Source organism: Dolichospermum lemmermannii CS-548 (assembly GCF_028330815.1).
Lineage (GTDB): Bacteria > Cyanobacteriota > Cyanobacteriia > Cyanobacteriales > Nostocaceae > Dolichospermum > Dolichospermum lemmermannii.
In genome coordinates, this window is sequence record NZ_JAQMTJ010000221.1 from 1 (window position 1) to 16,671 (window position 16,671).

The window sequence follows — 16,671 nt, forward strand, 5'->3', positions numbered from 1 at the left end:
AGATTTTGATGACATTTTTGGTGATTTACTGTTTCTCAAATGCCTTTTTTCACTTTATCTGTTTGTTTTGATGCTCCCTTTGATTTTCATCTCCGTAATTTCCCTCTGTAACATTTTGGGGTGCGGAATGTGGGTTATAATGGTTTGATAGATACAAAATGCAAATCATCTGCCGTTCCTCCTGCTTACTCTATACCCCTGTATCCCAACACCCTGAGTATCTAAAGTCTTCGAGTCATACCAGGGGAGGGGGTTAGTTAGTCTGACGAGAGAAACTACCAATTTACACCCCCAACATTTATCACCTAAAAATTCCCGAGTCAAACAGTAATTTTAGGTTTAGATTTAAAATATTTGTATCCAACTGGGTGTATAATTCGTAGTTTGATTTGAATATCACACCTGTAAACAAGCCATTTATCCGTCTGTAGAATATGACCAACGACATCGATCTGATCAAGCGTCTTGGACCTAGTGCGATGGATCAGATCATGCTTTATCTTGCCTTTAGTGCCATGCGGACAAGTGGCCACAGGCATGGAGCATTTCTAGATGCAGCCGCAACAGCAGCCAAGTGTGCAATTTACATGACCTATCTAGAGCAGGGGCAAAACCTGAGAATGACTGGGCATTTGCACCACCTTGAGCCGAAACGAGTGAAAATCATTGTTGAAGAAGTAAGACTGGCTTTAACTGAAGGCAAACTTCTCAAAATGCTGGGTTCCCAAGAACCGCGCTATCTGATTCAACTTCCCTATGTCTGGATGGAAAAATATCCTTGGATACCGGGAAGATCCCGCGTCCCCGGTACGAATTTGACCAGTGAAGAGAAAAAACAAATTGAGCAAAAGCTGCCAGACAATCTTCCTGATGCCAAGTTAGTTACCTCATTTGAATTTATGGAGTTAATTGACTTTCTCCATAAGCGATCGCAGGAAGAATTACCTGCTAATCATCAGATGCCATTGAGTGAAGCATTAGCGGAACACATCAAGCGTCGGCTATTGTATTCAGGAACGGTAACACGCATTGATTGTCCCTGGGGAATGCCCTTTTATGCTCTCACTCGTCCGTTCTATGCTCCAGCCGATGATCAAGAGCGCACGTACACAATGGTAGAGGATACGGCTCGGTATTTCCGGATGATGAAATATTGGGCAGAGCGTAAACCAAACACGATGCGGGCTGTGGAAGAACTGGATATTCCGCCGGATTGGATTGAGCCAGCAATGGAGGAACTAGACGAAATCATTCGTTCTTGGGGAGATAAATATCACCAAGAAGGCGGAATACCGATGATCTTACAAATGGTTGTTGGTAATAAAGATGAATAGAAAACAAAATTTTTATGTTGGGTAGGGTGGCATACTTACCAGCCCTACCGTTATGAATCTATTTACTCATGGGAGTTGAGGGGCTAAAGCGAAAGTCTATTGCTGGGAGTTAGAACCCAATGGCTTTGTAGACACCGCGCCGAAACCGCTAGATCCTTCACTGGCATCAATACAAGTTTTTAATGCTTGAGTAGGACTTAAATCAATTTCTCGACGTAAACCAACTACACAATTAGCAAAGGTTACTGGTAACAAACTGCGACCACAGGATGTTAAAGTAGCTGAATTTTCTGAACCCTGATAACTTTTACTAATGCTAACTACACAGGTTGCTAGATCCTGTGGAATACGAGCCTGACGACAGGAAGAAAGGGCCTCCACAGGTGTGATTTGTGTAAGCTTATGAATTTTTGCTACACATGAGGATAACTCTCGTGGTTGGAGTGCAGCGGCACAACTTTGAGATGCCGGTTTAGCTGTGATACCCACGCTCAAAAGTTGAGCAGCACAAACCCGATAGTCATTTTCGTAGGAATCAGTAACAGCCATAGTAGGCAAACTACTGGATAGTAATCCACCTATAGTTATCAATGATGCTGTGAATCCTCTGAAGAAATAATTGGTTTGTTTGTTCCCAAAGTTACTCATTTTTTTTCGCTTTTTAAGATAACCGTTTTCGATTCCACCAAGGTTATGCTACCGTAGAACTTAGTCCCAATCTTCTACCATCCAGGAATGTCGGTGCTTTTCCCCAGAAATCCACCGAAAATTGGTGAATTCAAAGGATTGATTTCTGGTGAATATTAGCGGTAAATAAAAGGCAATTTAGCTTTGACACTCCCCGCTCTAAAGAGACGGGGATTCTTAAGAGATTACGCTCTTAATATCCTTATCACTAAGGTTCCCAGGCTCAACACGTTTGCCCTTTGGGCGTGCTGATATCTCCTCAAGATTTTCTGGGCGTAGACTTTCCCCCAGTCCGGGGGTAGGTTTTTAAATCTTGTACTGATAAGAGCATTCTAGCATTTTTAGCGCAGTATAAATGCTGCAATCAGCTTTCATCCCTTGCCTGAAGTCCGAAAAATGCAACTGCGTTGCTGTTTCTCAAGGGTTTTCAGCATTTTTCTTATAAAATGTCTATGCTTTTGGGAACTATGCCATAATGGTAGGTCTGAATAAAATTTTAGAAGGATTAAATTAAGGAAACTCATGTCCCGATATAGAGGACCCCGCCTCAGAATTGTCCGTCGTTTAGGCGAATTACCAGGCTTAACTCGGAAGAGTGCTAGACGTGCTTATCCCCCCGGACAACATGGTCAAAACCGTAAGAAGCGCTCTGAGTATGCTATCCGTTTAGAGGAAAAGCAAAAACTCCGCATGAACTACGGTTTAACTGAAAAACAAATGCTCCGTTATGTTCGTAAAGCCAGACGAGTTGCTGGTTCTACTGGACAGGTGTTGCTACAATTGTTAGAAATGCGCCTGGATAATACGGTTTTCCGCATGGGTATGGCTCCCACAATTCCAGCCGCCCGTCAATTGGTAAATCACGGTCATGTAACTGTTAATGGCAAACCAGTAAATATTGCCAGCTATCAATGCCGTCCTGGTGAAGAAGTCGCTGTGAGAAACAGAGAAGCTTCTAAGAAGTTGGTGGAAGCTAACTTGCAATATCCCGGTTTAGCTAACCTTCCTAGTCATCTAGAGTTTGATAAAACTAAGTTGTCTGGTAAGGTCAATAGTGTGATTGAACGGGAATGGGTAGCTCTACAAGTTAATGAACTACTTGTGGTGGAATACTACTCACGTCAAGCGTAGTAGTCAGTGGTCAGTGGTCAGTAGTTAGTGGTTATTAAACAACGAACAACTGACTAATGACTAACCGCCAATCTGCGACATGGTACGGGTGTAAGTGCCGACAGTACCAGGGTCGCGTTGCTTAAAGTTTATTTCTGATTTGATATTTAATATTTGTCTGACTTGTGATTGTAAATCGGTGGTGCTAATACCAGCACGTAAGGCGGTTTTTAAATCAATTTGACCTGTTTCGTTTAATAAGCAGGGACGTAGCCAACCATCGGCGCTCAGACGCATCCGGTTACAGCGATCGCAAAAACATTCTGACATTTGGCTAATAAATCCTATTGTGCCTTTAGCCCCAGGAATTTGAAATACATCAGCCGGTCCATTACCACGAATTTGGGATTCTGTCAAGCCCCAACGCTCACGGATGGATTGACGTAAATCTGCGGAAGATACCCAACCGCGATCGCTGAATAAGTCTCCGTTGCCAATGGGCATAAATTCAATAAATCGGACGTGCCATTGTTTATCAATGGTTAAAGCTGCTAAATCTAAAATTTCATGGTCATTAACGCCGGGAATGACGACTACATTTAATTTTAATGGGTCAAATCCCACATTATACGCGGTTTGAATACCTTGCCATACTTGTTGCCAGCGTCCACGTCCATGATTACCGATAATTTCTTCAAATATATGTGAATCTAAAGAATCTAAACTAATATTAATTCTTTTTAAACCTGCATTATAGAGATTTTGGGCAATGGGAGCGAGTAAAAACCCGTTTGTAGTCATTGATAAATCTTCGGTTTGGGGAAGATGAGCAATTTTGGCGACTAAATCAACTATATGGGGACGGAGTAAAGGTTCTCCACCGGTTAAGCGAAAGCGGGTAAATCCGACGGGGATAAATACTTCTTGAATGAGGGTAAGCAGTTCTTCATCAGTTAATAATTGCTGTTTGACAATATAGTCCAGTTCTGCGCCTTCTGGCATACAGTATTGACAACGAAAGTTGCAGCGATCAATTAAACTGATGCGGAGGTAGTCCACTTTGTTTATAGTTGCGCTGGTTGTCATATTTAAGGGTTATCTCTAACTATGTTTTTTTGGTAACTATGCCGATAACTTCTAGTGAAATTATCGTTTAATTTGCTTAGGAAAGTCAGGAACTAACAAAGATTGTGATAGTTCACCTTGTTCATTATAGAATTTTATTTGACCTTGTTCATTACATAACCATACTTCAATGGCTTGAGATTCTAAATATAATTTTTTCTTAAATTCCATTTCCTCAAAGGTATTACCAGTGGATTTAACTTCTATACAAATTTCTGGGGCTATAGAAGCTGATATTTCATCTTGAATTTGATCAAATCTTTGGTCTGAACACCAAACTACATCAGCAACTTTAACGCCATCTGATGTATTAATTGCACATTCTGGCATGACTTCACCAGTTTTCAATAAAGATTCTAATAGACGTTGGATTCTTCCTTGATAAAAAGAGTGTTTAATTTTTACAGGACTCATGATGATTTGCCCCCATTTATTCAATTCAATCTTGAAGGGTAAATCTTGTAATTGTTTATGTTCACAAACTTCTTCCCATCTCATAGTCATTTACCTAGAGTGATCAGAACAATATTATCTTAACGGATTTTTTAAAGGAATAAAACAATCAAAGTCATCATTGAATATACAAGAACCTAAACCGAGTCCTGGCTGTCGTAATCCTTTATTTGGCATAGACTGAGGTTCTTTATTAATCTTTACTTCTACCCATTGCAATAACTGTGTGGCCAGTTGAATTTGCTCCTTTTCATCCAGACTTTTGAGAAGATGTTCAGCAAGCATCGCTCTGTATAGAGGAGGTAAGGTTAATACTGCTCCAAAAATTTCATCGTAAGTAACGTTAGCCATACAGAAAACTCTTTACAGAGTACAGTAATGGCATTTTAGCATAAATGCGCTTAACCCACCCTACGGACTAGGGGTGATAATTAAGCGTGTGTCAATATATCCCCATTAGAGACTCACGCAAATGGTAAGTCTCATAAGGGAGAATATGAACTGAAATCAAGCTTCAAAAATATGCTTTAGACAGCTAACCTCAACTGTTGAGGTTGTTGTTGCAAGATTAAGTTGATGACTTCTGGACTCCATTTCAGGTCTCGACTACTGAAGTCTGCAAACTGCTGACCTTGAATAGTGGGTTCCCATTGCCAATAATGCCTTTGCTGGTACTTCATAACTTCCAGCATTTTATTAACACGCTGAGAAGTCCATTTACCTCTAGTGCTTCCTCCATTAAGATGGTAGGCTATCCCTGCAGGAATGAGATATTCCTTGGGAAGAGTTTGTTTAGTGAGTCTCAAGTCTACCTCGAGTATGAGTTTTAGATTTCCTGAAACTTTAAAATGAGGTAGTTGCGAATATTCGGTATTTTGTGGCATCATGAAATAGACTCCTATTTTTTCTAAGGAATTGGAGTACCTGATCTAAACAATCAGGAGATAAATTTTCGCTTGTAAAAGATGTCAGCAGAGTTTTTGCAAGATTGTGCTGACATTTTTATGTATGGACGTAGAATTTTAATTCTTTAGGAACCATGCTCTAATAATATCACAGGAGCATAGAATTTGCAACAATATCATTACCCAATTATATAATATCTTGTCCCCCTGGAAATGTCAATACCCAAACCTTAAATAGATTGTAGAATGTAAACAAAAGACTTAGAAAAATTCTTGAACGGAAGTAAGGTAAGGAAACTGTAATCTGAGATCCCCGACTTCTGACATCAATTGATAATTTATTAACAAGTTTAAAAAAGAAGCCGGGGATCTGATGTTGATCGTTTTGGTTGTGCGATTGGCGATCGCCACTACCTAACCTTCACTCTGATACCTGATTACCTGATCAGATAATCTAAAACTCTGTCAATTCGTTAAAAATAGATCCCCGACTTCTCAAAGAAGTCGGGGATCTGAGTCTTACTTAATCACAAGTATTAAATTAAACAGCAGCTAATTCTGGACTCGGACGCTTACTGTTACGGATATTGGTAATCGCCTCAGCATAATCAGGAGCATTAAACACAGCCGAACCTGCTACAATAGCATTAGCGCCTGCTTCCAAAACTTGCCAAGTATTATTAGCTTTTAGTCCCCCGTCAACTTCAATCCAAGGATCTAAACCGCGTTCATCGCACATTTGACGCAACTTGCGGATTTTAGGAACTACGCTAGGAATGAAGCTTTGACCACCGAAACCGGGGTTAACGCTCATAATTAGCACTAAATCGCACAATTCTAGGACATATTCAATTAACTCCAAAGGTGTACCCGGATTCAGTACAACTCCAGCTTTCTTACCGAGTTCTCTGATTTGTCCCAAGGTACGGTGCAAGTGCGGAGATGCGTTATGTTCTGCATGGACAGAAATAATATCAGCACCGGCTTTAGCAAAACCTTCTACATACTTTTCTGGTTCCACAATCATCAAGTGGACATCCAGCGGTTTGGTTGTAACTGGACGAATCGCCTCCACAATCAGAGGACCTATTGTAATATTAGGAACAAAACGTCCGTCCATTACATCAACGTGAATCCAATCTGCTCCCGCTTTGTCTACGGCGCGAATATCGTCACCCAGACGACTAAAATCTGCTGATAGGATAGATGGAGCGATAACTATAGGTTTTTGAGATGAATTTTGGGTCATGGCTAGTGGGTTTTAAGCGTCTTCGTCTGTAAGTATCGTAACAAAATATGGAGAAATTATTAAAAATTAATTCAAAACTCAAATTTTTCAGAAAACTTCCCCCTCTTCCCTCAAAATATGTACAAAAATTGGATACTTTTTTGGAGTTTAGGTTTTTCTGGCTTGACTTTACCAGTCTTTGCAGGTGTCAAGGTTGCCAATTTTTTAGGTGCTAACGGCATTGATGCGCTGAAACTACATCAAGCTCCTTATAATTTGACTGGGCGGAAAATTGCTATTGGTCAAGTCGAAATTGGTCGTCCGGGGATGTTTGGCTGGGATAAAGCCGTATCTAAAAATCGGGCTGTATCTCCATTTGCAGTGTTTTCACGCAATGTTCCCGCCAAGTCGAATGTTGGTGTTGATCCTCATGCCTATAATGTTTCTGGTGTCATGGTGAGTCAAGATAAGGCTTTTCCTGGTGTCGCACCAAATGCTCGATTATATTCTTCTGCTGTCGGATCTACAAAAAAAATCGGTCAACCAGAGGAGTGTTTATCAGCACAACATATTGCATTACAAAATGGTGGTGATGTGCGGGCGATTAATTTTAGTTTTGGTGAACCTCTAGAACGTGATCCCCGACCAGAAGCTATGTTAGATGGTAATGCTTTACTAACATTATGTATTGACTGGTCTAGCCGTGTTCATGATGTTGTGTATGCCATTGCTGGCAATCAAGGCAAAGGCGGGATTCCCATTCCTACAGATAATTTTAACGCAATTAATGTGGCTTTTTCCTCAGAACGCGAGGGAATTTTTAATAAAGTTCACGTTTCTAATTTGGCGAGTATTAATCAAGGTATAGAAAATCGTTTAGCTGGGAAAGAATTTAATATTGGGGGGAGAAGTGCAATTAATATAGTTGCTCCTGGGACTAATATTCCTGTAATTAATCCTGATGGTAAGTTAAATAAATCTACAGGTACGAGTTTTGCCGCCCCACAATTTACGGCTACGGTGGCATTATTACAGGAATTTGTGGATAGACAATTACGAACTAAACAACGAAATTGGACTATTGATGCTCGTCGTCATCAAGTCATGAAAGCAATATTACTCAATTCGGCGGACAAAATAAAGGACAGTGGTGATGGTTTACGGTTGGGAATGACGAGGACTTTAATTGATAAACAAAATCAAGATTGGTTAGCAACGGACGCTTATAAAAATCCTAAAATTCCCCTAGATGCTCAAATGGGAGCAGGTCATTTAAATGCCTTTCGAGCCTATCAACAATTGAATGGTGGTGAATGGAAACCTAATGCAACTGTTCCGCCTATTGGTTGGGATTATGGTATTGTTAATGCTAATTCTTCTAGGGAATATGCTTTGCAAAAAGGTTTGAAACAAAATAGTTTTGTGGCTATTACTTTAATTTGGGATCGTTTGGTGGAGTTAAATGATAAAAATAATAATCAGGAATATGATATAGGGGAAACATTTATAGATAAAGGATTAAATAATCTTGATGTTTATTTAGTTAAGGAAAATGGGAAAAATAATGAAGTTGTGGTTTGTGATTCTGTGAGTGAAGTTGATAGTGTGGAACATATTTTTTGTCCAGTTCCTACTAGTGGGAATTATAAAATTCGGGTGCAATTTAAGAAGCAGGTAAATGAATCTACTCAACCTTATGCTTTGGCCTGGTGGACTGTAGGTGAAAAGTGATATACAGCACTTCCCGGTGTTATGAGGTACATATCTAGCGGGCAAGATGCCCGCACTACAAGAGTTTCATGATTCAACTTTGTACCTCATAAGAGCGGAAACCGCTGTAAGTAGTCGGGCAAAATTAATTGAACATTTTAAAAATCCCTAAACCAATTAATTTTGTAGGGGGCCAACCCCCTGTGGTTGCCCCAAATACCGGGGTAGGCACGGGGGCGCTACCCCTACATTAAATCCAAATCTTTTATGCTTTAAATATGCTGTAAAAACTCAACTTCTGGTAATAAAGGATCATTAACAATGCCTACACCAGCAAAACTCCAACGTTTGATTAAACTACCTATTTGGGAACTAGCAAGAGATTCTACAGTCAACCGGCTGGCTAAATCAGCAGCATGAGTATTGAGATAACTCAAAGCCTCGAAATCTTCTTTAAATAATAATAAATATCCTGATGTAGCATCATCAACACGGGCTGTGAGATATTTACCATCTGTTCTTGAACGAATAATATAATAAACCATTTGACAACTAACAACTGACAACTGACAACTGACCACTGACAACTAACTAATTCAAATCTTCTAACTTAATTCGAGGATCTGCTGCTTTTAAAATTAAGTCAGCAATTAAATTACCAATAATCAATAATACTGCACTCATTACTAAACTCGCCATTACCAAATATTGGTCTTTAGCTAAAACAGCTTGTAAAGTTAACTTTCCTAAACCCGGCCAGTTAAAGAAATTCTCCGTAATAAATGCACCACCTAACAAACCTGCTAATTCAAAACCCAATAAAGTAATTAACGGATTAATAGCATTTCGCAAAGCATGAACATAAATCACCCGATTTTCTGGAAGTCCTTTAGCGCGAGCAGTTTGAATATAATCTTGGCGTAAAACATCCAATAATTGACCACGCATAATTCGTTGCAAACCCGCAAAACTGGTAATACTTAAAGCAATTAGTGGTAAAACTGAATGCCAAGCGATATCGAGAATTTTACCTAACCATGTCAGGTCTGCATGATTAATACTGGTCATATTACCCACCGGAAAAAGTGGAGTAGTCAGTTGAGCAAAGAATAGTAGAAATAAAACAGTAATAAAACTGGGAATACCTTGACCAGCATAACTGACTATCTGTAAAACTTGGTCAGTTCGGCGATTTTGTTTCACAGCAGCGAGAATACCTAAAGGAATGGCGATCGCCCATGTGATAATTAAAGAAGCGATCGCTAATAACAACGTGGCTGGAACTCGTTCCCATAGCAGCGATGATACAGAACGTTGATAAACAAAACTTGTACCAAAATCACCCCTTGTCAAAATTTGCTTTAACCAAAATCCAAACTGTTGTGGCCAAGATTTATCTAAACCAAATTGTCGTCTAATTTCTTCAATCCGTTCTGGTGAAATTTTCGGATTTTGCCGCAGGGTATCTACATAATCTCCCGGAGACAACTTCATAATAAAAAATGACAAAGCAGACGCTAAAAAAATTGTCAATAGCGCCTGTAAAAGCCGTTTTATCACATAAATAAAAGTTTCATCCGTAACTCGCCTAATTAGCCAGTCTCGACTTATATCCAAGGAAATTTTTGTATTTGTCATTAGTCATTAGTCAGTTGTCAATTATGTTTTCTAATATTGAACCAGCGAGATAATAGGGACATCAGGTAAATATTTCCGTCCTTGCAAATCCATTAGTTCGATGATAAACCCAAACCCTATCAGTTCACAGTCAATCTTTTGTACCAACTTAGCTGTTGCACTGGCAGTGCCACCAGTAGCAATCAAATCATCCACAATTAAAACTTTGCTACCTGGCACTAAAGCATCTTGATGTACTTCTAATGTATCTGTACCATACTCTAGTTGATATTCAATTGAGTGAACCGCTGCCGGTAATTTCCCTTTTTTCCGAACAGGAATAAAACCAGCACCTAATTTATAAGCAACAGGCGCACCAAAAATGAACCCTCTTGACTCCATACCAATAATATAATCTACTTGAAGTTCAATTTCAGAACATTTTTGTGCTAAAAAATCAATAGTATAACGCAATCCGTCCGGGTCGCTTAATAGAGTAGTGACATCTCGAAATAAAATTCCCGGCTTAGGAAAATCCGGTATATCACGAATCAGAGATTTTAAATCCATATTATTTACGTAAGTAGTTAGTGGTCAATGAAGAAACAAAGGGCAAGAAGCGAAAATTTTCCTAATCTCTGCCAAATCCTACCCTATAATGTCATTGACGATCACCAAGAATTTGAAAATTTAATGTATATGCAAATATTTGGGTAGAAAAACTAAGTAATGTATATAATTGAACTGCCATATCGCGCCAGCAATTAGCGGTGGACGGATAAGTAAATCAGTTTATTGGAAACGTATAAGGTATTTGATAGAATGAACGTCTCTGCTAGTGTCACATCTTTAAACATCCCAAAAGCTCAGGGAATGCCCATGATTTTGGATACTTTACCAGATCCAGCGATCGCTGGTCAGGTATGTCCAGCCAGAACTAGATTACAAATAGATTTGATGTTACTAGCCATTGAAGCCTTAGAAATAGGCGGTTCTGAAGCCATTTTGTCCTTTGCTGAAGAATTAGACCTCCAAGGGATCATCAAAAACCGGGTAAACTTATGGCGGATGCGAGCATCTAACCCCATGCGGAGAGCGCATAGTCGCCGGCCTTTAGATATTTTAGAAGCCAAAGCGTTAGTAGTTATTGCCTGCTACATTTCTCGACGCTTAACAGTTGTGATCCGCCAACTACTAACCATATATCAACAATTGGCTGAGAAGCAGATTCCCCCAGAACAAAATTTAAGATTAGCTAATTACCTAGAAAGGTTTAGAGCGCATTTTAAAAGTCGGATGAATTCCCGTCGTTCCAGTGTCCTAGCATTAACTTCTAATGAAAAATTAGATGAACTAGCTATAGACTTATTAGGAAAATTACTGTTTTGTACAGGTACAGCGGGAATGCAACGGTACTGGATTTCTCTTTTTGACGGTGAGGTAGAATAAATAGAAATGAATATCCAACGTAAATATAGTTTGCCTAATTGTACCCTGCTCCTAGAGGGGTTAAGTGACATGACACAGACTGCTAACTTTCAAGAACTGCGTCCCCAACTATCTATATTAGTGAATGCAGAATGCTATATATCTAGTTATACTCAACCCATTGTTGGTGGCAGGGAATTTTTTGAAAGCTTAGTTAGAGCAGTCAGCGCCTACGCCCAAGAAGTTTTAAGCAATATCCCCAACCCTCAAGTTCAGAATCATAATTCAGAGTTAGTTGAATTACAAAAAATTAACAGCAACAGCCACAGATTAACTGTTCACACCGAAATTGCAGGAGACAACCTGGAGGGAAACACCAGCGAAGGACAACCCATTCAAATTGTCCTGAACACAGTCCAATTATTTGATTTAGTTGAAGCCGTAGATCAGTTTTTTGCTGACAGCCAGACTTTACCAGAATTATCCCTAGAACTACACCCAGTTAATCGCAGTTATAGTGGTTCAAATCAAACCTTACTCAAACAGGCAATCCCGGCTACCATGGGCGTATCCAGTCTAGCTGTAGCTGCACTGGCTTTTAGCTTAATTCCTGCACCTCAAATCAGTCCACCTCAAGTCAACCCAGAGGTTGAGTCCAGCACTTCTATCCCCACGCCCACAGTAGCAGTAACCCCCACAACTACACCCACAACTACACCCACAACATCAGCAACCCCTACCGCAGTTCAAGATTTAGAAACACTTTTAAAGACAGTTCCAGAAATAAAAGATGCATCTCAATTACGGGCATTAAATCGCCAAGTTTATAACCAAATTCATCCAGCTTGGGTAAATCGCTCAGAATTGCCAGAGGATTTAGTCTATCGTTTAGGTGTCGCCGCCGATGGTAGTATCGTTGGTTATAAAGCAGTCAGTCAGAAAGCTAGTGACGCAATAGATAAAACACCACTACCCAAGCTGCTCCATAATCCTGCTAATCGCATCCCGAATGAACCTATTGCTCAATTCAAAGTCGTATTTACCCAAAAAAGGTTTTTAGAAATTAGTCCCTGGCTAGGATACGCCAAAACACCAGAAGTAACTGGCAAAAAAATTACTGACACCAGTAAAATCAAAGATCTAAATCAAAAGCTGTATAGTACAATTCGTCAAAATTGGAGTGTGACTCCCACCTTTGCCAGCAACTTGAAATATCGAGTAGCGGTGAATAAAGAAGGTGTGATTGCTGACTATGAACCACTCAACCAAGTTGCTTTTGACTACTTCCGGGAGACACCTTTACCCCAGATGTTCCAATCAGTTTATGGCTCAAATGTAGCTGCACCCGATAATAAAGAAGCACTAGCTCATTTTCGAGTAGTCTTTACCCCTAAAGGTGAATTAGAAGTCAAACCTTGGAAGGGATATAAGTAATTAAAAATGCAAAATTAAAAATTAAAAAAGAAGAATCCAATTTTTTAATTTTTAATTATTAATTTTTAATTATTTAGTAATTTTCCCCATATAATTACCCCAAAGTTGTGCCGCTTGGGCGCTGCTGCCAGATGTAGGGGAATTATTATCATTTCCTAGCCAAATGCCGGTAACAAGTTGACGACTGGGAATAAAACCAATGAACCAGAGATCAACATTATTATTCGTTGTCCCGGTTTTACCTGCTTCCCCTAAACCAATAGCGGCGCTACGACCTGTACCATTAGTAATTACTCCCCGCATCAAAGTAGTCATTTGATTGGCAACTTCTTTTTTGATAACTCGTTTGTTACCATTTGGATCGGTATCGAAAGAGTAAATTACCCGACAGGTTTGTAGATCTTTAAGATCCTTACAATCACTACTGTCTCGAATTTTACTAATAGCATGAGGAGGATTCCACACTCCACGATTGCTAATTGCTCCAAATGCCCCGGTCATTTCTAAAACATTAACGACACTTTGACCTAATATCAAGCCTGGAACTGCCTCCAGATCAGATTTCACACCCAACCGCTGCGCCATATCTACTACTTTATTCAAGCCAATTTCTTTTGCTACCCGCAAAGCAATGGGGTTTTCTGAAAGTGCCAAGCCAGTTGCTATATCTAAACTACCACCAGCGCCAGACCGGCAGGGTCTATAAGTAAAACCTTGCCAAGTTAAAGGACTACAAGAATAACTTCTATATGGGGAAATCCCTTTTTCCATGGCCGCAGTGTAAGCAAAAATTTTAAACGTAGAACCTGGCTGACGTTGGGCTTGCACAGAGCGATTGAACTGGCTTTTTCTGTAATCAGTCCCTCCTACCATTGCGACAATACCCCCAGTTTTCGAGTTGAGAGTCACCATTCCCCCTTGGGAAAAACCAAAATTCGAGCCGTCTTTGGTGATGGAATTTTTTAACTCTGTTTCCGCTTTGGCTTGGATAGCTGGATCAAGTTGGGTTTCAATGATATAGTTACCTTCTCTTGCTGCTGCCGGACCTAGTCTTAATGTCAGTTCTTGAAAGACGTAATCATAAAAATAGGGCGCAATGGTTTTGGCTTGTCTTTCACAAACTTTAGGGTTAATTTGGACGGTAGAACGACGGGCGCGGTTGGCTTCTTCTTGGGTGATTTTACCCATTTCCAGCAGTCGCTTAATGACTCGATTCCGATAATCGGCTGCTCCGAGTTTCCGCGGACCACTGCCACAAAAATCAAAGGCATTGGGAGCAGGTAAAATCCCTACTAAGGTTGCTGCTTCGGCCAGAGTTAATTCTTTGGCTGATTTGTTGAAATAATATTTAGCTGCATCTTCAAAACCGGAAGTATCTGCGCCTAAAAAGACTCGATTTAAGTAAGTTAGTAAAATATCATCTTTGCTGTAAAAAGTTTCTAACTTGAGGGAGACGACAGCTTCTTTTACTTTCCGTCCTAAAGAGTCTTGACTACCTACATATTCACGGAATAAACTCCGAGCTACTTGCTGGGTAACTGTACTTGCTCCCTGTTGGACATCGCCGCTACGACTGTTAATCAGTACGGCTCGCAACACACCCAAGGGATCTACCCCAAAGTGCCAATAATAACGACTGTCCTCGGAAGCTACAACAGCAGAGGCCAAATATGGTCCAAAGTCAGATATTTTTTTCAGGTCTGTGTGAGCGATATTTCGCGGCTCACGCAGTGGGGTTGAGCCATCACGGGCATAAACAACCACAGGGGCTTTAGTCGCTGTAGGTAAGGGTCTGACAGAAAATTTCATCCATTCTACACCTATGGACAAGGCAATCAAAACTGTAACACCACCGATCCCATAGGCTGTCCAAGTAGCAGCTTTCACATACCAATCTGGTGGGTCTATGTATTGCACACTCACAGAAGCAGCTAGTTGAGGGGGTCCCAAGGTAATAACATCACCATGACGCAGTTCTAGAGCATTTATCCGCCTTTTCCCCAGATAAATACCGTTGGTGGAGTTTTCATCCTTGATCGTGAAAGCGGGAGTGTTTTGGGTGGAATCCCGCGAGAGTGAGAGGTGAATTGCGCTGACAACTTGGTTACGGACGACGAAATCACAAGATTTAGAACTACGTCCGAGAATATGGCGATCGCCTAACAGATTATGTTCTTCCCTTGTATTTGCCCCGGCATCATGCACTAACAGTTTTGGTACTTTAGCGTTGGGTTTGAGCTTTATGGAAGAACTTACTCTAGCTTGAATGGTACTTACTGCTTGAGTCACTTGACCAAGTAGAGTTTTTGGTTTTTGAGGAGGTTGGGGGGAACTCATAAAAAATTTTAATTACTTGGTGTTTGTTGCCATGAAGCAATTAACAGACAGACAATGCCAATACTAATAAAAGAATCAGCCAAATTAAATACGGCAAAATTAATTAATCGAAAATCGAGAAAATCAACGACGTACCCTAAGGCAAATCTATCAATACCATTGCCCATTGCTCCTCCTAAAATCAAACCATAACCCAATTGCTCCCAAAAACTTAACAATGGTCCTGATAATGCAATGGTCATTAATACTAAACTTACACCTAAAGATAGCCACCGTAACCACTCTACCTTGCCACTTAATAGACTAAAAGCTGCACCTGTATTAGTAACATAGGTGAAATGAAATATCCCCCGGAGTAAGGGCAGTGTTTGTCCTGGGTTAAAGGTTTGCACTACCCAGTATTTTGTCAATTGGTCTAATAAAAATGCGATCAAAGCAGCAATCCAAAAAAAGCGATTTTTTATCCGCATAATAAATTTGTCAGTTGTTCTTTGTTAGTTGTCAGTTGTCAGTTGTCAGTTGTTAGTTGTTCTTCTTTGCTACTGACCAATGACCAATAACCAATGACCAATGACCAATGACCAATAACCAATGACCAATGACCAATAACCAATGACCAATGACCAATGACTAATAAAACATTATATGTCGTAGCAGATAAGCTACTATGGTGACAGCACAAACAACTACTAGTTGCCCTGGTAGTGCAAAGCAGGAGTATTTGAGGATAGCTTGAATTAGGGATAAATTTTCTGTTCCTTTCCAAGGCAGAATATAACTAATAATTAAATAAGCAATACCGCAGATGTGAACAGTGAATAAGCCACAAAAACAACTAAAAGCCAGAGTTTCTAGCCGAGGTCTAGCTTTAAAGGCTAAATAACCACAAATCCAAGCTCCGGGAATAAAACCCAACAAATAGCCAAACTGAGATAGCTTAACATAACCGATACCGCCGCCTTCGGCAAATACTGGCAGTAAGGTTAATCCCATGACTAAATAGGCAATTTGCGAGAGCGCACCAGCATTTTGACCTCCTAAACAGCCTACTAACAGCACTGCACCAATTTGATAGCTGACACCTAATGAAAAGGTCCCAATTCCGTGCTGACTCCAGTTCCAAGGTGCGGTAATACCATAGGCTTCTAGAAAAGTACCACCCATTGTGAGGAGCAAGCCTATCATAGACCATAGCAGTTGATTTGACGCAGCAAACATTTATTAGGTGCAAGGGTTAATTAACGGTAGACGAAAAGCTAAAAATTACAACTACAAAACTATATTGGCATTTTTTTGATAAACA

At 40.1% G+C, this 16,671-nt stretch carries 17 protein-coding genes; 5 read left to right on the forward strand and 12 right to left on the reverse strand.

Features of this window, described 5'->3' with window-relative positions:
- The first annotated feature begins 434 nt into the window (after window positions 1-434).
- Window positions 435-1,334, forward strand: a complete 900-nt coding sequence (hetR, locus tag PN450_RS14630; protein WP_148763494.1) for a heterocyst differentiation master regulator HetR — start codon at window positions 435-437, stop codon at window positions 1,332-1,334.
- Between the two features lie 96 nt (window positions 1,335-1,430).
- Here hetR and PN450_RS14635 read toward each other — a convergent pair whose 3' ends face one another.
- Complete coding sequence (locus PN450_RS14635) at window positions 1,431-1,982, reverse strand: hypothetical protein (RefSeq protein WP_271836762.1); 552 nt, start codon at window positions 1,980-1,982, stop codon at window positions 1,431-1,433.
- Between the two features lie 561 nt (window positions 1,983-2,543).
- Here PN450_RS14635 and rpsD point away from each other — a divergent pair.
- Window positions 2,544-3,152: a 30S ribosomal protein S4 gene (rpsD, locus tag PN450_RS14640; protein ID WP_027401392.1), complete on the forward strand. Its 609-nt coding sequence runs from the start codon at window positions 2,544-2,546 to the stop codon at window positions 3,150-3,152.
- A 60-nt stretch (window positions 3,153-3,212) separates the two neighbouring features.
- Here the strand turns inward: rpsD and moaA are convergent, their stop codons facing one another.
- The 5 genes from moaA to rpe all read right to left on the reverse strand — a co-directional run bounded on the left by moaA (window position 3,213) and on the right by rpe (window position 6,863).
- A complete protein-coding gene (moaA, locus tag PN450_RS14645; RefSeq protein ID WP_271836782.1) occupies window positions 3,213-4,199 on the reverse strand; it encodes a GTP 3',8-cyclase MoaA in 987 nt (328 codons plus the stop codon).
- Window positions 4,200-4,277: 78 nt separating this feature from the next.
- Window positions 4,278-4,754 carry a Uma2 family endonuclease gene (locus PN450_RS14650; RefSeq protein ID WP_168695036.1) on the reverse strand — a complete coding sequence of 159 codons (477 nt, stop codon included), beginning with the start codon at window positions 4,752-4,754 and terminating at the stop codon, window positions 4,278-4,280.
- A gap of 30 nt (window positions 4,755-4,784) precedes the next feature.
- Window positions 4,785-5,060, reverse strand: coding sequence for a hypothetical protein (locus PN450_RS14655; RefSeq protein WP_210422194.1), 276 nt, complete (start codon window positions 5,058-5,060; stop codon window positions 4,785-4,787).
- Between the two features lie 176 nt (window positions 5,061-5,236).
- Window positions 5,237-5,596 (reverse strand): hypothetical protein, encoded by a 360-nt coding sequence (locus PN450_RS14660; protein WP_148763500.1) that lies wholly within the window; start codon window positions 5,594-5,596, stop codon window positions 5,237-5,239.
- A gap of 559 nt (window positions 5,597-6,155) precedes the next feature.
- Window positions 6,156-6,863, reverse strand: a complete 708-nt coding sequence (rpe, locus tag PN450_RS14665; protein ID WP_015078151.1) for a ribulose-phosphate 3-epimerase — start codon at window positions 6,861-6,863, stop codon at window positions 6,156-6,158.
- Between the two features lie 117 nt (window positions 6,864-6,980).
- Here rpe and PN450_RS14670 point away from each other — a divergent pair, with 117 nt between their 5' ends.
- Entirely contained in the window at window positions 6,981-8,573 is a 1,593-nt protein-coding gene (locus PN450_RS14670) for a S8 family serine peptidase (RefSeq protein WP_271836763.1), read from the forward strand.
- Window positions 8,574-8,824: 251 nt separating this feature from the next.
- Here the strand turns inward: PN450_RS14670 and PN450_RS14675 are convergent, their stop codons facing one another.
- The 3 genes from PN450_RS14675 to PN450_RS14685 are packed head-to-tail and all read right to left on the reverse strand — an operon-like array spanning window position 8,825 to window position 10,739.
- A complete protein-coding gene (locus PN450_RS14675; RefSeq protein WP_015078149.1) occupies window positions 8,825-9,097 on the reverse strand; it encodes a hypothetical protein in 273 nt (90 codons plus the stop codon).
- A 46-nt stretch (window positions 9,098-9,143) separates the two neighbouring features.
- Entirely contained in the window at window positions 9,144-10,190 is a 1,047-nt protein-coding gene (locus PN450_RS14680; RefSeq protein WP_015078148.1) for an ABC transporter permease, read from the reverse strand.
- 30 nt (window positions 10,191-10,220) lie between these two features.
- The gene (locus PN450_RS14685; protein ID WP_148763504.1) at window positions 10,221-10,739 is read right to left on the reverse strand and encodes an adenine phosphoribosyltransferase; all 519 of its coding nucleotides are present in this window, start codon (window positions 10,737-10,739) and stop codon (window positions 10,221-10,223) included.
- Window positions 10,740-10,991: 252 nt separating this feature from the next.
- Between PN450_RS14685 and PN450_RS14690 the strand changes: the two genes are divergently transcribed.
- Together PN450_RS14690 and PN450_RS14695 are read left to right on the forward strand one after the other, a co-directional pair.
- The gene (locus PN450_RS14690; protein WP_148763516.1) at window positions 10,992-11,618 is read left to right on the forward strand and encodes a DUF3038 domain-containing protein; all 627 of its coding nucleotides are present in this window, start codon (window positions 10,992-10,994) and stop codon (window positions 11,616-11,618) included.
- Window positions 11,619-11,624: 6 nt separating this feature from the next.
- A complete protein-coding gene (locus tag PN450_RS14695; protein ID WP_271836764.1) occupies window positions 11,625-13,031 on the forward strand; it encodes a DUF4335 domain-containing protein in 1,407 nt (468 codons plus the stop codon).
- 69 nt (window positions 13,032-13,100) lie between these two features.
- Here PN450_RS14695 and PN450_RS14700 read toward each other — a convergent pair whose 3' ends face one another.
- From PN450_RS14700 to PN450_RS14710, 3 genes are all read right to left on the reverse strand, one after another.
- Window positions 13,101-15,368: a transglycosylase domain-containing protein gene (locus PN450_RS14700; RefSeq protein ID WP_271836765.1), complete on the reverse strand. Its 2,268-nt coding sequence runs from the start codon at window positions 15,366-15,368 to the stop codon at window positions 13,101-13,103.
- Window positions 15,369-15,376: 8 nt separating this feature from the next.
- Window positions 15,377-15,838 (reverse strand): signal peptidase II, encoded by a 462-nt coding sequence (gene lspA / locus PN450_RS14705; protein WP_015078141.1) that lies wholly within the window; start codon window positions 15,836-15,838, stop codon window positions 15,377-15,379.
- A gap of 160 nt (window positions 15,839-15,998) precedes the next feature.
- Window positions 15,999-16,586: a biotin transporter BioY gene (locus tag PN450_RS14710; protein WP_015078140.1), complete on the reverse strand. Its 588-nt coding sequence runs from the start codon at window positions 16,584-16,586 to the stop codon at window positions 15,999-16,001.
- Window positions 16,587-16,671 lie beyond the last annotated feature (85 nt).

Coding starts and splice junctions, on each gene's coding strand:
- hetR (WP_148763494.1), top strand. CDS start 435: ATGACCAACGACATCGATCTGATCAAGCGTCTTGGACCTAGTGCGATG.
- PN450_RS14635 (WP_271836762.1), bottom strand. CDS start 1,982: ATGAGTAACTTTGGGAACAAACAAACCAATTATTTCTTCAGAGGATTC.
- rpsD (WP_027401392.1), top strand. CDS start 2,544: ATGTCCCGATATAGAGGACCCCGCCTCAGAATTGTCCGTCGTTTAGGC.
- PN450_RS14650 (WP_168695036.1), bottom strand. CDS start 4,754: ATGAGATGGGAAGAAGTTTGTGAACATAAACAATTACAAGATTTACCC.
- PN450_RS14655 (WP_210422194.1), bottom strand. CDS start 5,060: ATGGCTAACGTTACTTACGATGAAATTTTTGGAGCAGTATTAACCTTA.
- PN450_RS14660 (WP_148763500.1), bottom strand. CDS start 5,596: ATGATGCCACAAAATACCGAATATTCGCAACTACCTCATTTTAAAGTT.
- rpe (WP_015078151.1), bottom strand. CDS start 6,863: ATGACCCAAAATTCATCTCAAAAACCTATAGTTATCGCTCCATCTATC.
- PN450_RS14670 (WP_271836763.1), top strand. CDS start 6,981: ATGTACAAAAATTGGATACTTTTTTGGAGTTTAGGTTTTTCTGGCTTG.
- PN450_RS14675 (WP_015078149.1), bottom strand. CDS start 9,097: ATGGTTTATTATATTATTCGTTCAAGAACAGATGGTAAATATCTCACA.
- PN450_RS14680 (WP_015078148.1), bottom strand. CDS start 10,190: ATGACAAATACAAAAATTTCCTTGGATATAAGTCGAGACTGGCTAATT.
- PN450_RS14685 (WP_148763504.1), bottom strand. CDS start 10,739: ATGGATTTAAAATCTCTGATTCGTGATATACCGGATTTTCCTAAGCCG.
- PN450_RS14690 (WP_148763516.1), top strand. CDS start 10,992: ATGAACGTCTCTGCTAGTGTCACATCTTTAAACATCCCAAAAGCTCAG.
- PN450_RS14695 (WP_271836764.1), top strand. CDS start 11,625: ATGAATATCCAACGTAAATATAGTTTGCCTAATTGTACCCTGCTCCTA.
- PN450_RS14700 (WP_271836765.1), bottom strand. CDS start 15,368: ATGAGTTCCCCCCAACCTCCTCAAAAACCAAAAACTCTACTTGGTCAA.
- lspA (WP_015078141.1), bottom strand. CDS start 15,838: ATGCGGATAAAAAATCGCTTTTTTTGGATTGCTGCTTTGATCGCATTT.
- PN450_RS14710 (WP_015078140.1), bottom strand. CDS start 16,586: ATGTTTGCTGCGTCAAATCAACTGCTATGGTCTATGATAGGCTTGCTC.